This is a genomic window from Micromonospora sp. MW-13, from assembly GCF_003434305.1.
GTDB lineage: Bacteria > Actinomycetota > Actinomycetes > Mycobacteriales > Micromonosporaceae > Micromonospora.
Genome location: NZ_QKKX01000009.1, coordinates 436444 through 451001 on the forward strand (window position 1 = coordinate 436444; position 14558 = coordinate 451001).

The 14558-nt window shown below is 74.3% G+C and carries 11 protein-coding genes and 1 pseudogene; 8 read left to right on the plus strand and 4 right to left on the minus strand.

Going from position 1 to position 14558, the window contains the following annotated elements; translation table 11 throughout:
• Positions 1–52 precede the first annotated feature (52 nt).
• The 3 genes from C5N14_RS06105 to C5N14_RS06115 all read left to right on the plus strand — a co-directional run bounded on the left by C5N14_RS06105 (position 53) and on the right by C5N14_RS06115 (position 4781).
• Positions 53–247, plus strand: a complete 195-nt coding sequence (locus tag C5N14_RS06105; protein ID WP_036374707.1) for a hypothetical protein — start codon at positions 53–55, stop codon at positions 245–247.
• 308 nt (positions 248–555) lie between these two features.
• Entirely contained in the window at positions 556–4164 is a 3609-nt protein-coding gene (gene smc / locus C5N14_RS06110) for a chromosome segregation protein SMC (protein ID WP_117666310.1), read from the plus strand.
• Positions 4164–4781 carry an HAD family hydrolase gene (locus C5N14_RS06115; protein ID WP_117666311.1) on the plus strand — a complete coding sequence of 206 codons (618 nt, stop codon included), beginning with the start codon at positions 4164–4166 and terminating at the stop codon, positions 4779–4781. The genes smc and C5N14_RS06115 overlap by 1 nt, the downstream gene beginning before the upstream one ends.
• 46 nt (positions 4782–4827) lie before the next feature.
• Here C5N14_RS06115 and C5N14_RS32575 read toward each other — a convergent pair whose 3' ends face one another.
• The 4 genes and pseudogenes from C5N14_RS32575 to C5N14_RS06130 all read right to left on the minus strand — a co-directional run bounded on the left by C5N14_RS32575 (position 4828) and on the right by C5N14_RS06130 (position 7885).
• Positions 4828–5349, minus strand: coding sequence for a DinB family protein (locus tag C5N14_RS32575; RefSeq protein WP_207892635.1), 522 nt, complete (start codon positions 5347–5349; stop codon positions 4828–4830).
• Positions 5350–5439: 90 nt separating this feature from the next.
• A pseudogene (locus C5N14_RS32580) lies at positions 5440–5631 on the minus strand (universal stress protein); the annotation flags it as partial.
• A gap of 57 nt (positions 5632–5688) precedes the next feature.
• Positions 5689–6132, minus strand: coding sequence for a MarR family winged helix-turn-helix transcriptional regulator (locus tag C5N14_RS06125; protein WP_117666315.1), 444 nt, complete (start codon positions 6130–6132; stop codon positions 5689–5691).
• Positions 6133–6163: 31 nt separating this feature from the next.
• A complete protein-coding gene (locus tag C5N14_RS06130; RefSeq protein WP_117666317.1) occupies positions 6164–7885 on the minus strand; it encodes an alkaline phosphatase D family protein in 1722 nt (573 codons plus the stop codon).
• A gap of 145 nt (positions 7886–8030) precedes the next feature.
• On the opposite strand from C5N14_RS06130, the gene ftsY reads away from it, so the two are divergent.
• The 5 genes from ftsY to C5N14_RS06155 all read left to right on the plus strand — a co-directional run bounded on the left by ftsY (position 8031) and on the right by C5N14_RS06155 (position 14514).
• Positions 8031–9221: a signal recognition particle-docking protein FtsY gene (gene ftsY, locus C5N14_RS06135; protein ID WP_117666319.1), complete on the plus strand. Its 1191-nt coding sequence runs from the start codon at positions 8031–8033 to the stop codon at positions 9219–9221.
• A gap of 7 nt (positions 9222–9228) precedes the next feature.
• Complete coding sequence (locus C5N14_RS06140; protein WP_207892623.1) at positions 9229–10092, plus strand: aminoglycoside phosphotransferase family protein; 864 nt, start codon at positions 9229–9231, stop codon at positions 10090–10092.
• Between the two features lie 278 nt (positions 10093–10370).
• Positions 10371–11780 carry an ammonium transporter gene (locus C5N14_RS06145; protein WP_117666321.1) on the plus strand — a complete coding sequence of 470 codons (1410 nt, stop codon included), beginning with the start codon at positions 10371–10373 and terminating at the stop codon, positions 11778–11780.
• Between the two features lie 25 nt (positions 11781–11805).
• Positions 11806–12144 carry a P-II family nitrogen regulator gene (locus C5N14_RS06150; RefSeq protein WP_174537509.1) on the plus strand — a complete coding sequence of 113 codons (339 nt, stop codon included), beginning with the start codon at positions 11806–11808 and terminating at the stop codon, positions 12142–12144.
• 15 nt (positions 12145–12159) lie between these two features.
• Positions 12160–14514, plus strand: a complete 2355-nt coding sequence (locus C5N14_RS06155; protein WP_117666323.1) for a [protein-PII] uridylyltransferase — start codon at positions 12160–12162, stop codon at positions 14512–14514.
• Positions 14515–14558 lie beyond the last annotated feature (44 nt).

Consider the following 14558-nt stretch of genomic DNA (forward strand, 5'->3'; position numbering starts at 1 on the left):
AGTGGGCGCGCGTTGGACCGGCCTTTCCGGCAGCGCATATCAAGGAGTCAGCATGGCGAAGGCCCTCTACGGCCACGTAGGTGCAGCGCCCGATCGGCGTCTGCTCGACGAGGTCACCCGACTGCGGTCCAGGGTTCAGGCACTGGAGTTCGAGATCACGCGCCTGCGTGCCGAGAATGATCGGCTCGCGGCGGCTGCGGCGGAGGCGGACGATCTGCTCCGTCTGGCCGAGCCGGCGCTGACCTGATCTCCGGTTGTCAGACAACTGAATCGCACCACGCGAAATCGCGCGCCGACACTTATGTGCCGGCGCGCAGCCATGTCCGGGCCATTTTCCGGCCACCATTTCCCGATCTTGAATAATTGATCAAGGTGCGGCCCGGCGATCCGTCCGATCCGTACCGGTGACGCCCGGTGCCGGTCGTGAGCGCCGGTGGCCGACGGCCGCCCGGGGCGGGTCGCGTGCCCGGCCCCCGGCGACGCCGGGTTAGTCTGCGGGTTCAGCAGGTCCGCGCAGCCCACGACGGTCGGCGACCACCGACGAGGATCGAGAAGGTGTATCTCAAGAGCCTGACGGTGAAGGGGTTCAAGTCCTTCGCCTCCGCGACGACGCTGAAGCTGGAGCCCGGGATCACCTGCGTGGTGGGCCCGAACGGCTCCGGCAAGTCCAACGTCGTCGACGCCATCGCCTGGGTGCTCGGCGAGCAGGGCGCCAAGGCGCTGCGCGGCGGCAAGATGGAGGACGTCATCTTCGCCGGCACCGCCGGCCGGGCGCCGCTGGGCCGGGCCGAGGTCACCCTCACCATCGACAACACCGACGGCGCGCTGCCGATCGAGTACACCGAGGTCTCGATCACCCGCCGGATGTTCCGCTCCGGTGAGAGCGAGTACGAGATCAACGGCGACTCCTGCCGCCTGCTCGACATCCAGGAGTTGCTGTCCGACTCCGGCATCGGCCGGGAGATGCACATCATCGTCGGGCAGGGCCGGCTCGACGGCATGCTGCACGCCAAGCCGGAGGACCGGCGGTCGTTCATCGAGGAGGCGGCCGGCGTCCTCAAGCACCGCAAGCGCAAGGAGAAGGCGCTGCGGAAGCTCGACGCGATGCAGACCAACCTCAACCGGCTCACCGACCTCACCGCCGAGCTGCGCCGCCAGCTCAAGCCGCTGGGCCGGCAGGCCGAGGTGGCCCGGCGGGCCGCCGCGATCCAGGCCAACCTGCGCGACGCCCGGCTGCGGCTGCTCGCCGACGACCTGGCCACCCTGCGCGCCACCCTGGACAGGGAGATCGCCGACGAGAGCGCCCTGCGCGAGCGACGGGAGCAGGTCGAGGCGGAGCACACCGAGGTGCAGGGCCGGCTCGGTGAGCTGGAGGCGGCGCTGGCCGAGGACGCCCCGCTGCTGGCCGCCGCCCAGGACACCTGGTACAAGCTCTCCGCACTGTCCGAGCGGTTCCGCTCCATCGAGCAGCTCGCCCGGGAGCGGCTGCGCCACCTCAGCGCCACCGGCGACGACGAGCGCCCCGGCCGCGACCCCGACCAACTGGAGGCCGAGGCCGAGCGGGTGCACGAGCAGGAGGAGGAGCTGCGGGCGGCGCTGACCGACGACCAGATCCGGCTCGCCGAGGCCGTCGAGCACCGGCAGGAGCTGGAACGGCAGCTCGCCGCCGCCGAGCGGGAGCTGGTCGCGGCGGCCAAGGCCATCGCCGACCGGCGGGAGGGACTGGCCCGGCTCACCGGGCAGGTGAACTCGGCGCGGGCCCGCACCACCAGCGCCGGGGAGGAGATCGACCGGCTCGCCGCCGCGCATGCCGACGCCCTGGCCCGTGCCGAGCAGGCGCAGGCCGACCTGGACGCGGTGGCCGAGCAGTCCACCGAGGCCGACCGGGACAACGCCGACCTCGACGCCCGGCACGCCGAGGCCGTCGCGGTGCAGGAACGGGCGCAGGCCGCCGTCCGGGCCCTCGCCGACGCCGAACGGGCCGCCGAGAAGGACGCCGCCACGCAGAAGGCCCGCGAGGAGGCGCTCGCCATGGGCCTGCGCCGCAAGGACGGCGCGGGCGCGCTGCTCGCCCGCGCCGACGAGGTGCCCGGCCTGCTCGGCAGCCTCGCCGGGCTGCTCACCGTCGCCCCCGGCCACTCCGCGGCGCTCGCCGCCGCGCTCGGCGGGCTCGCCGACGCGGTCGCCGTCAGCGGCGTCGACGAGGCCGTCGAGGCGATGCGGCTGCTGAAGATCTCCGACGCCGGCCGGGCCGGACTGCTGGTCGGCAGCCCTGCCGGGCCGGGCATGACCGGGCCGGCCGACGCGCTGCGCCCGAAGCTGCCCGAGCACGCCCGCTGGGCCCCCGACCTGGTCGAGTGCTCCGCCGAGCTGCGCCCGGCCGTGCACCGGGCGCTGCGCGACGTGGTGCTGGTCGACGACCTCGCCGCCGCGTCCGAGCTGGTCGCCGGCAACCCCGAGCTGCGCGCGGTCACCGTGGACGGAGACGTGGTCGGGGCGTACGCGGCGGCCGGCGGGTCGGCCAAGGCGCCCAGCTTCATCGAGGTGCAGGCCGCCGTGGAGGAGGCCCGGGCCAACCGGCTCGCCGCCGAACGGGCCGCCGCCGAGCTGCGCGACCAGCTCGTCGAGGCGCGCGCCGAGGTGGCCGCCGCGAAGGAGGCGGTGCAGCACGCGGCCGCCGCGAAGCGGGAGGCCGAGAGCCACCGCAACGCCGCCGCCCGCCGGCTCGCCGAGCTGGGGGCCGCCGCCCGGTCGGCGCAGGCGGAGACCGACCGGCTCGGCGACTCCCGGTCCCGCGCCGAGGCGGCCCGGGAACGCGACCTGACCGCCCTGGCCGAGCTGGCGGAGCGGCTCCGGCTGGCCGAGGCCACCCCGATCGACGCCGAGCCGTCCACCGAGGAGCGGGACCAGCTCGCCGCCATGGTGCCGCAGGCCCGGCAGAACGAGATGGAGGTCCGGCTCGCGGTGCGTACCGCCGAGGAACGGGTCTCCTCGATCGCCGGCCGGGCCGACTCGCTGCGCCGGCAGGCCACCGCCGAGCGGGCCGCGCGGGAGCGCGCGGCGGCCCGCCGGGCCGCCCGGGCCCGGGGCGCTGACATCGCCCGCGCCGTGGCCGGCGGCGCCCGCGAGGCGTTGACCCGGCTGACCACCTCGATCGCGCGGGCCGAGGAGCACCGCGATGCCGTGGCGCGCGAACGCGCCGCCCGGGAGGCCGAGCTGTCCGAGGTACGCGGCGCGGCCAAGCGCCTCGGCGCGGAGCTGGAGCGGCTGACCAGCCAGGTGCACCGGGACGAGGTGGCCCGCGCCGAGCAGCGGCTGCGCATCGAGCAGCTGGAGGCCAAGGCCGCCGAGGACTTCGGCCTGGACGTGGAGACCCTGGTCGCCGAGTACGGCCCGCACCAGCCCGTACCGCCGACCCAGGCGGACGTGGCGGCGGCCGAGCGGGACGGGCTGCCGGTGCCCGAGCCGGTCCGCTACGAGCGCCCGGTGCAGGAGAAGCGGGCCGCCAAGGCGGAGCGCGAGCTGGCCCTGCTCGGCAAGGTGAACCCGCTCGCGCTGGAGGAGTTCGCCGCGCTGGAGGAGCGCTTCAAGTTCCTCTCCGAGCAGTTGGAGGACCTCAAGGCCACCCGGCGGGACCTGCTCACCGTGGTCAAGGACGTCGACGATCGGATCCTGGAGGTCTTCGCCAGCGCGTTCGAAGACACCGCCCGGGAGTTCGAGCAGGTGTTCACCGTGCTCTTCCCCGGCGGGGAGGGCCGGCTGATCCTCACCGAGCCCGACGACCTGCTCAGCACCGGCGTGGAGGTGGAGGCCCGCCCGCCGGGCAAGAAGATCAAGCGGCTGTCCCTGCTCTCCGGCGGCGAGCGGTCGCTGACCGCGGTGGCCATGCTGGTGGCGATCTTCCGGGCCCGGCCCAGCCCGTTCTACATCATGGACGAGGTGGAAGCGGCCCTCGACGACGTCAACCTGGGCCGGCTGATCACGTTGCTGGCCCAGTTGCGGGAGAAGAGCCAGCTCATCGTGATCACCCATCAGAAGCGGACGATGGAGATCGCCGACGCCCTCTACGGGGTGACCATGCGCAGCGGGGTCACCCAGGTGATCAGCCAGCGGCTCAACCGGGCCGACGACGAGCGGCACAGCCGCGGCGAGGAGAACGAGTAGTGGCTCGGGAACGTGCGACGGCGCTCCTGGTGGACCTCGACGGGGTGCTGCGGCGCTGGGACCCGGCGGTCGCCGCCGGCGTGGAGCGGGAGTACGGCCTCTCGGCGGGGGTGCTCACCGAGATCGCCTCGCAGTGGGGGCGGCTCCAGCCGGTGCTGACCGGCCAGGTCAGCCACGCAGACTGGACGTCCAGCGTGGCCGACGCGCTGGCCGAGTCGGTCGGCCCGCAGCGGGCCCGGGCGGCGGTGGAGCAGTGGCAGCGCTACCGGGGCGAGGTGGACCCCGGGGTGCTGGCGTTCGTGCGCGAGGTGCGGGCCGCCGGGGTGCGGGTCGGTCTCGGCACCAACGCCACCGACCTGCTCGACACCGACCTCGCCGCGCTGGGCCTGGTCGGCGAGCTGGACGTGGTGGTCAACTCCTCGGTCGTCGGGGTGCACAAGCCGGCGAAGGAGTACTTCCAGGCTGCCTGCGCGGCGCTGGAGACATCCCCGGCCCGGGTGCTCTTCGTCGACGACGAGGACTGGGCGGTCCGGGGCGCCCGGGCCGCCGGGCTGTCGGCGTACCGGTGGGACGGGCCCTCGGGGCTGCGCTACCTGCGGGCGGCGCTGGCGTATTGACCCCCGGCGGGCCGTCCGGCCGGACGGCCCGCCGGGCGCCGGTCGGTCACTCGCCGGTGACCCCGTCGAGGCGTTCCCGGATCAGGTCGGCGTGGCCGTTGTGCCGGGCGTACTCCTCGATCATGTGCACGTACACCCAGCGCAGGTTGAACGTCCGCTTCTTGGACCCGACCTCGGTGAACTCCTCGTCGAGGGAGCGGCCGGCGGCGGCGGCCCGGGCCAACTCGACCTCCCGGTGGTACGTGGCGAGGTCGGCCTCGGCGTCGGCGGTGCTGACGTCGTGGTCGGCGTCCGGGTGCTCGGGCGTGAAGTACGGGTAGTCGACCCGCTGGCCGGCGAGGTTCTCCCGGAACCACCAGGCCTCCACCTCGGCCAGGTGCCGCACCAGCCCGAGCAGGGTGAGCGCGGACGGCTCGACGCTCGGCGTACGCAACTGTTCGGCGGTCAGCCCGGCGCACTTGAGCAGCAGGGTCTGCCGGTGGTAGTCCAGCCAGCCGTCGAGCATGGTGCGCTCGTCGCCGACGTAGGGCTCGTTGGTCCGGGTGATCTCCGGTGCTGTCCAGGTCATCGGGTCATCCTGGCCGGTGCCCCGACAACCGGCGACCGGATTAACCGGCCGTCCCCGTGAGGTCGCCCGCCGCCCGGCGGCCGGCGTGCTGACGAAGACCACCACCAGCCCGGCGCCCTGCCGCCGGGCCAGCCCCGCCGCGTACGCGGCGGCCCGCAGCGAGGTCCGGGTGCCGTCGACGCCGACCAGCACCACCCGGGGCCCGTCCGTGCCGCGTTCGAAGGGCAGCGGTCGGACCCGCGGGCCGTAGTCCTCCCGGTCGAGGGGAGCTCCCAGGCTCATGGTCGGCTCCTCACTGTCGCTCGCCGGCGCGGACCACCGCCGCGCCCGTCCCGGCGTTCAGTCGATGGCGTCGTTGAACCGGCGCAACAACCGGCCGAAGTCCTCCACGTCCCGTTTCGGCCAGCTCTCCACGATCCGCCGGAACTCCGCGAGCCGGGACGACCGGGCGGCGTCGAACCGGTGCTGCCCCTCCTCGGTCAGGCTGAGCTGGAACGCCCGCCGGTCGTCCGGGTCCGGCTCCCGGCGCACCAGCCCGAGCCCCTCCAGGCCGTTGATCTGCCGGCTCAGCGTCCCCTTGCTGATGCCGAGCCGGGCGGCCAGGTCGGTCAACCGGATCGCGTCGGACCGGCGCAGCCACAGCAGCAGCCCGTACGCGTTCGGCTCCAGGTTGGGGTGCACCTCCTTGGCGACCTCCCAGGACAGCGAGCGGCCCCGGCGCAGCAGCGCGGTCAGTTCGTGCTCCACGGCCCGCAGGGTGTCCGGAAGGTGATCATCGTCCACGCCGCAAGGGTACGGCGTACGACAGCCGGATTCAGCGTTCGACGGCGAGCCGGCGCTGCGCCACCGTGCGCAGGTGCCCGTCCTCGGTGGTGCCCTCGATGATCACCTCGGCGGCGCGGCCCCGGTGGGTGAGGGTGGCCACCGCGTTGCCGAAGTACGGGCCGGCGAGCTTGCGCCAGCGCACGGTGGGGCGGCGCACCCCGGCCGAGCGGGCCAGCGCCCGGCTGGCCCCGGCCGGCCCCGGCGACCAGCCGAGCTTCATCAGCGGGCGCATGGCGGCCGGCACCTGGTTGTGGATCGGCGAGCAGGTGAGCTGGTGCACCGGCGTACGCACCGCCGGGTCGTCGAACCGGGCCCGGGCCACGTACGAGTGGTGCACGTCCCCGGAGAGCACGCTGATCGACGCCGGCGGCGGGTACGCCGGGCCGGCGCCGACCCGGTCCCCGGTGTGCCCGGGCGGACCGCTGCCGAGCCGGGCGAACAGCGCGCCGAGGGCGTCGAAGGACCGGCGGAACGCCGCCCAGTGCTCCAGGTCCAGCCCCCGGCGCATCTTCTCGGCCAGGCCCGCCAGCCAGGGGTGCCGGGAGTCGGCGAGCCGCTCGTTCCACGCCTCCACGTGGTGGATGCCCGGCGGCAGCAGCCAGGGCAGCGACGCGCCCACCACCAGGTGGTCGTAGACGCCGTGGGCCCGGTCGAGGAACCAGGACCACTCGCCCGGCGGCAGCATCGCCCGGTTGCCCGGCTCCAGCACCCGGCTGCACCGGTTGTCCAGCATCACCAGCCGGGTCCGCCCCAGGTCCAGGGCGTAACTCCACTGGTACTGCACGGCGCGCCAGCGGTCGGTGTCGTGCGCCTCGTCCGCCTCCCGGTCGACCCGCGCGCCGAACTCGCGCAGCACCTCGGTGGCGTCGCCCCCGGCGGCGGCGGTGACCTTCGCGTACACCGGGTCGGCGGCGATCTCGTCCGGGTCGAGGTTGCCCAGGTGCTGGTAGACCCAGTACGAGGCCAGCCCGCTGCCGATCCGCTCGGCCCACCACGGCTGCTCGCGCATGTCGGCGCGCCACGACGCGGAGGTGTTCCAGTCGTCGATCACCTCGTGGTCGTCGAAGATCATCACGCTGGGCACGGTGGAGAACAGCCAGCGGATCTCCGGGTCCCGCCACGACTCCAGGTAGAGCTTCGTGTACTCGTCGAAGCTGACCACCTGGGTCGCCGGGGCGCCCTCCGGCCGCCGCCGGCGCCGCTTGAGCAGCCGGCGTACGGTCGGCGAGGTCTCGTCGGCGTAGACCTGGTCGCCGAGCAGCACCAGCAGGTCGGGCTGGGCGGCGGCCCGGTCCGGCTCGGCCATCAACCGCCGGGCGTACGCGTCGAGCGCGTCCGGGGGCAGCCTGCGGGCGGTCGAGTGCTGGGTGGTCTCCCGGCAGGAACCGAAGACCAGGCGAACCGGCTGGTTCCGGTCGTCGGCGGCCCGGGTGCGGATCACGCTGGGTGGGAAGCCGCCGCGTGGCTCCGGCCAGGCCGTCTCGTCGTCGACCAGCACCTCGTACGTCGTCGCGCTGTCCGGGGTCAGCCCCTCCACCACGACGAGCGCGTAGTGGTGGTCGTACGCCGAGAAGGTGGCCGCGGTGCCCTCGGCGCCGCCGGCCGTGCGGACCCGGACCGTGGCGGGCGCGCTGGTCTCCACCCACACCGTGGCCCGAGTGCCGACGACCCGGCGCAGCAGCGGGCCGATCAGCAGGCGGGGAGCCGGCACGGGAACCTCCAGGGTGAGCCGATCTCATCATTTCTACCCGGTCGGCCACTCCGCCAGCCACCGCTGGGCGAGCGTACCCGCAGCTCGGGTGCGCGCCGGGTGCGGTGGCTGGGACGCCGTCGTCGGCATCTGACAGGATTTCGGCATGACGGAATACCTCCTCATCGCGCTCGCCCTGCTCGGCGTGCTGATCCTCGGCGGCCTCGGGCTGGTGGTGCCGCGGCTGCGCCGGCGCCCCGAACCGCCGCTGCCGCAGACGGAGGTGGACACCCGGGCCGAGGAGGACCTCGCCGGGCCGCCCGTCGAGGCCCCGGAGTCCGACCTCTCCACCGGGATCCTGGTCGAGCCGCCGCCCGTGGTGGAGGCGCCCGCGCCCACCGTCGAGGTGCCCGAGCCGACCGCCGGCCGGCTGGTCCGGCTGCGTTCCCGGCTGTCCCGCTCGCAGAACGCCTTCGGCAAGGGCCTGCTCGGCCTGCTCTCCCGCGACCACCTCGACGAGGACGCCTGGGAGGAGATCGAGGACAGCCTGATCACCGCCGACGTCGGCATCGACGCCACCCGGGACATCGTCGACCGGCTCCGGGAGCGGACCCGGGTGCTCGGCACCCGCTCCGCCACCGAGCTGCGCGCCCTGCTCGCCGCCGAGCTGGTCAACGCCCTCGACCCGAGCCTGGACCGGTCGCTGCGCACCGCCCCGAAGGACGGCGTCCCGGCCGTGCTGCTGGTCGTCGGGGTCAACGGCGCCGGCAAGACCACCACCTGCGGCAAGATCGCCCGGGTGCTGGTCGCCGACGGCCGCACCGTGCTGCTCGGCGCGGCCGACACCTTCCGCGCCGCCGCCGCCGACCAGCTCGAAACCTGGGGCGGCCGGGTCGGCGCGGAGACCGTCCGGGGCCCGGAGGCGGCCGACCCGGCCAGCGTGGCGTTCGACGCGGTCAAGCGCGGCATCGACACCGGCGTGGACACCGTGCTGGTCGACACCGCCGGCCGGTTGCAGAACAAGGTCGGCCTCATGGACGAGCTGGGCAAGGTCAAGCGGGTGGTCGAGAAGCACGGCCCGATCGACGAGACCCTGCTCGTCCTCGACGCCACCACCGGCCAGAACGGCCTGGAGCAGGCCCGGGTCTTCACCGAGGTGGTCAACGTGACCGGCGTGGTGCTGACCAAGCTCGACGGCACCGCCAAGGGCGGCATCGTGATCGCCGTGCAGCGCAAGCTCGGCATCCCGGTCAAGCTGGTCGGCCTCGGCGAGGGCAAGGACGACCTGGCCCCGTTCGACCCGGCGCAGTTCGTCGACGCGCTGCTCGGCACCGAGCCGCTCGCCCGGGACGCGTAACCTCGCAGTGACCAGTGACGATCGCGCCCACGCCGGATGGCGCGGGGACCGCCACCCGGCGCCGGGCCTCGGGAGACCGTACGTGACTTCGCAGGAGATCCCGCTGCACGGCGGGAACGTGAGCACCGTGGTCCGGGTGGGCGACACCGTCCGGCGCAACGCCGGGCCGTGGACCCCGTCTGTGCACGCCCTGCTGCGCCACCTGGAGTACGTCGGGTTCACCGGCGCCCCCCGGGCGCTCGGGATGGACGAGCGCAACCGCGAGGTGCTGTCGTACCTGGAGGGGGAGTGCGGGGAGTACCCGCTGGCCCCGCACTGGGTCACCGACGAGGCGCTGGTGACCGTCGCCACCATGCTGCGGATGTTCCACGACGCCCAGTACGGCTTCGCCCCGCCGCCCGGGGCGGTCTGGCGCTCGTTCGGCCCGCCGCCGCCGGACACCGAGGTGATCTGCCACCACGACGCCGCCCCGCACAACGTCATCTGGCGGCCGGACGGCACCCTCGGGCTGATCGACTTCGACCTCGCCTCGCCGGGCGCGCGGATCTACGACGTGGCGTACGCGGCGTGGACCTGGGTGCCGATCTTTTCCGACCGGGACTCGATCACCCTCGGCTGGAAGCGCCCGGACCGGCCGCGCCGGCTGCGCCTGTTCGCCGACGCGTACGGGCTGATCCCGCGCGACCGGCACCGGCTGATCCGGACCATCCGCAAGCGGATCGTCGACCACGTGGAGGGCATCCGCCGGATGGCCGCCGCCGGGGAGCCGGCGTTCGTCCGGATCGTGCACAAGGGCCACCTCCGCCGCCCGATGCGCGACCTACGCCTGCTCGACTACGAACGACACGCCCTGGAACACGCCCTCCGCTGACCCCGCCCCGCCCGCGCCGCGCGCGCACTTTCACGGAAAGAGTGGTCATTCCCGCCGGGATGGCCACTCTTTCCGTGAAAGAGGGCGGGGCTTTCCGTGAGAGGGCGGGTTGGCGGCGGTGAGGGTTTCTTCACACGTGCGAAACACAGCGTCACTGGTTGGAAATCGATCGGTGACGTTGGGGGAACAGGAGGCGGCCAAGCTTCCGCGCAACCGGCGTACGGGCGACGCTGCCCCGGAAGCCGCGAAGGAGGGAACCTCACCTTTAGGAGGCCAGCGTGCCTGAAGCACCGACGATCGACGGCGGCAACACCGTTTGGCTGCTGGTTTCGACCGCGCTCGTGCTGCTCATGACGCCCGGGCTCGCGCTGTTCTACGGCGGGCTCAACCGCGCCAAGGGCGTGCTCAACATGATGATGATGAGCTTCTCCGCCATCGGGCTCATCTCTGTTCTGTGGTGGTTCTACGGCTTCAGCGTCGCCTTCGGGACCGACGTGAACGGATTCTGGGGGGACCCGGGCGCGTACCTCGGCACCAGGACCTTCCTGGCCGAGACGGACCTGTGGGGTGCCACCGCGGAGAACCCCAGCGGCATCGGGGTTCCGCTCTACGTGTTCATGGCGTTCCAGATGGTCTTCGCGGTGATCACCGTCGCGCTGATCAGCGGCGCCATCTCCGACCGGGCCAAGTTCGCCGGCTGGCTGCTGTTCGCCTTCGGCTGGGCGACGCTGGTCTACTTCCCGGTCGCGCACTGGGTGTGGGGCGGCGGCATCGTCGGCGGTGACCTCCACGCGCTGGACTTCGCCGGTGGCACCGCGGTGCACATCAACGCCGGGGCGGCGGCCCTGGCCGTGGCGCTGGTGCTCGGCAAGCGGCTCGGCTGGCCCCGCGAGGGCATGAAGCCGCACAACATCCCGCTGGTCGCGCTCGGCGCCGGCCTGCTCTGGTTCGGCTGGTTCGGGTTCAACGCCGGCTCGGAGTTGACCGTCGACTCGGTCGCCGGCCTCGCGTTCATCAACACCCAGCTCGCCACCGCCGCGGCGGTGCTCGGCTGGCTCGCGGTGGAGTGGATCAAGGACAGGAAGCCGACCCTGGTCGGCGCGTCCTCCGGCGCGGTCGCCGGCCTGGTCGCCATCACCCCGGCCTGCGGCTTCATCGCCCCCTGGGCGGCAGTCCTGCTCGGCATCGTCGCCGGTGCGGCCTGCGCCTTCGCCGTCGGCCTGAAGTACAGGCTCGGCTACGACGACTCCCTCGACGTGGTCGGCGTGCACTTCGTCGGCGGCTGGATCGGCTCGCTCTGGCTCGGCCTGTTCGCCACCAACTCCGTCAACAGCGCGATCACCGACGTGATCGGTGCCTCCGACGGCCTGTTCTACGGCGGCGGCCTGACCCAGTTCGGCCGGCAGGCCGTGGCCGGCCTGATCGTGACCGTCTGGTCGTTCGCGGTTGCCTGGGTGCTCGCCTTCGTGATCGAGAAGACCATCGGCTTCCGGCTCAGGCCCGAGGCCGAGGTCGAGGGCATCGACATCGCCGAGCACGCCGAGAGCGGCTACGACCTCTCGCCGGCCGGTGGCGGCAGCGGCGGCGCGTTCGCGCTCGCCGGGATCGGGACGCCGAGCGGTACCGCCGGCGCCAAGCCGGCCCCGGAGGAGCCCGCCGAGCCGGTCAGCGAGAAGGTCGCCGGTTAACGTTCCTGGGATGGAGGGGTTGGACATGAAGCTGGTGACCGCAGTCATCAAGCCGTACCAGCTGGACGCGGTGAAGGAGGCCCTGCACGCCCTCGGGGTGGCCGGGCTGACCGTCAGCGAGGTCCAGGGGTACGGCCGGCAGAAGGGGCACACCGAGGTCTACCGGGGTGCCGAGTACACGGTCGAGTTCCTGCCCAAGATCCGGGTGGAGGTGCTCACCGACGAGATCGACGTCGACAAGATCGTGGACGCCATCGTCGGGGCCGCCCGGACCGGCAAGATCGGCGACGGCAAGGTGTGGGTCACGGGCGTCGAGGAGGTCGTCCGGGTCCGCACGGGCGAACGCGGCCTGGACGCCCTCTAGTCCGGAACACGGGAGATGACCTCGTTGATCAAGAGGAATGCGTCGGGAAGTACCGGCGACGGTGACGCAAACCTCTTGATCAACGGGGTCGTCGGCGTTCCCGGGGGGATCGGGGAAGGGGCTCGGGGGGCGCGGGCGGAGGCGTTCGACCGGTGGTTGGGCGGCCTGTCGGCCTGGCCGGAGGGCGTCGCGCTGGTCGCCGTGGGTGGGCTCGGGCGGCGGCAGTGTGCGCCGTACGGGGATCTTGACCTGGTGCTGCTGCACGCCGGGGTGGGCGGGGTGGACGAGCTGGCTTCGAAGATCTGGTACCCGGTCTGGGACGCCGGCGTGCGGCTGGACCACTCGGTGCGCACCCTCGCCGAGGCGCTCTCGGTGGCCCGGGACGACGTCAAGGTCGCCCTCGGCCTGCTCGACGCCCGGTTCGTCGCCGGGGACCGGGAACTGGCCGACACGCTGGTCCGGACCGCCACCGACCACTGGCGGCGCACCGCCGTGCGCCAGCTCCCGGGCCTGCGCGAGATCACCACCGCCCGCTGGCAGGCCCACGGTGAGCTGGCCTTCCTGCTGGAGGGCGACCTCAAGGAGGCCGCCGGCGGGCTGCGCGACGTGGGCATCCTGCGGGCCATCGCCACCGCCGGCGTCACCGACGCGCTGCGCCCCGCCGTCCGGGCCGCTCACCTGCGCCTGCTGGACACCCGCGACGCCCTGCACGAGCAGGCCGGCCGCCGGGTCGACCGGCTGGTCGCCCAGGAACGCGACGGGGTCGCCGCCCGGCTCGGGCTGCGACAACCCCAGTCCGACGCCGCGCACGGGCCGGAGGTCGTCGTGCGCGACGGCGACGCGCTGCTGCGCCGGGTGGCCGGGGACGCCCGCAGCGTCAGCCATGCCCTCGACGACGCCTGGCGGTCCGCCGACCGGCTGCGCTCCGGCCGCCGCCGGGGCGGCGACCTCCGGCCGGTGCGCCGTCCGGTCGCCCGGGACGTCGTCGAGCACGACGGGGAACTGGTGCTGGCCCGCACCGCCATCGGGGCCCGCCCCGACCCGAGCCTGTCGCTGCGGATGGCCGCCGCGGCGGCCACCACCCGGTTGCCGATCGCCCGGGCCACCTGCGAGTGGCTGGCCGCGTACTGCCCGCCGCTGCCGTCGCCGTGGCCCGTCGAGGCGCGCGCCGCGCTGATCACCCTGCTCGGGGCCGGTCCCGGCCTGGTGCCCGCCTGGGAGACCTGCGACCGGTACGGGCTGATCGACGGCTGGCTGCCCGAGTGGACCCGGCTGCGCAGCCTGCCCCAGCACAACCCGGTGCACCGTTACACCCTCGACCGGCATCTCGTGCAGACCGCGTACGAGGCCGGCCGGCACACCCGCGAGGTGGACCGGCCGGACCTGCTGCTGCTCGGCGCGTTCCTGCACGACATCGGCAAGGGGCTGCCCGGCGAGGGTGTCGCCGGGCGGGCCGGCGGTGCCGCCGACCACAGCATCGTGGGCGCGCCGCTGGCCGAGGCCGTGGCGGCCCGGATCGGCCTGCCCGGGACGGAGGTGGCGCTGATCGGCACGCTGGTCCGGCTGCACCTGCTCCTGCCCGACGTGGCCACCCGCCGAGACCTGTCCGACCCGGTGACCATCGCCCGGGTCGCCGAGCAGGTCGGCGACCCGGCGACCCTGGACCTGCTGCACGCCCTGGTCCGCGCCGACGCGGCGGCCACCGGCCCGGCCGCCTGGTCGGACTGGAAGGGCCGGCTCGTCGCCGAGCTGGTCACCCGGGTCCGCACCGCGCTGGACACCGGCGTGCTGCCCGCCCCGCCCGCCCCGGACCCGGCGCTGGTCGCCGGGCCGCTGCCGGTCGTACACCTGACCGGGGACCGGGTGGCGGTGGCCGCGGCGGACCGACGCGGCCTGCTCGCGACGGTGGCCGGCTGCCTGGCCCTGCACCGGCTGGAGGTGCTCTCCGCGGACGCCTCCACGGTCGACGGCCGGGCCCTGGTCGAGTGCCGGGTGCAACCCCGCTACGGTCTGCCGCCCGACCCGATCGCGCTCGGCGGCGACCTGCGCCGGGCGGTCGCCGGGGACGTCTCGGTCACCCGGCGGCTGCGCGGCCGGGCCCTCGCGGCGCGGGGGTCGGGCGCGGCGCCCCGGGTGGTCTGGCACCGGGAGGCGGCCACCGACGCGGTGCTGCTGGAGCTGCGCGCCGCCGACGCGGCCGGGCTGCTGTACCGGGTGACCTGCGCCCTCGACGAGGCCGGCGCCCAGGTCCGCGCGGCCCGGATCTGCACCCTCGGCGGCGACGTGGTGGACGCCTTCTACCTGGTCGGCGGCTGGCCGCCGGACGACGAGCGGGCCCGCCTGGAGGCCGCCGTCCTGGCCGCCGTGTGAGCCGGGGACGACCGTCCCCGCCCTGGGGCCCGCCGCCGGCCGCC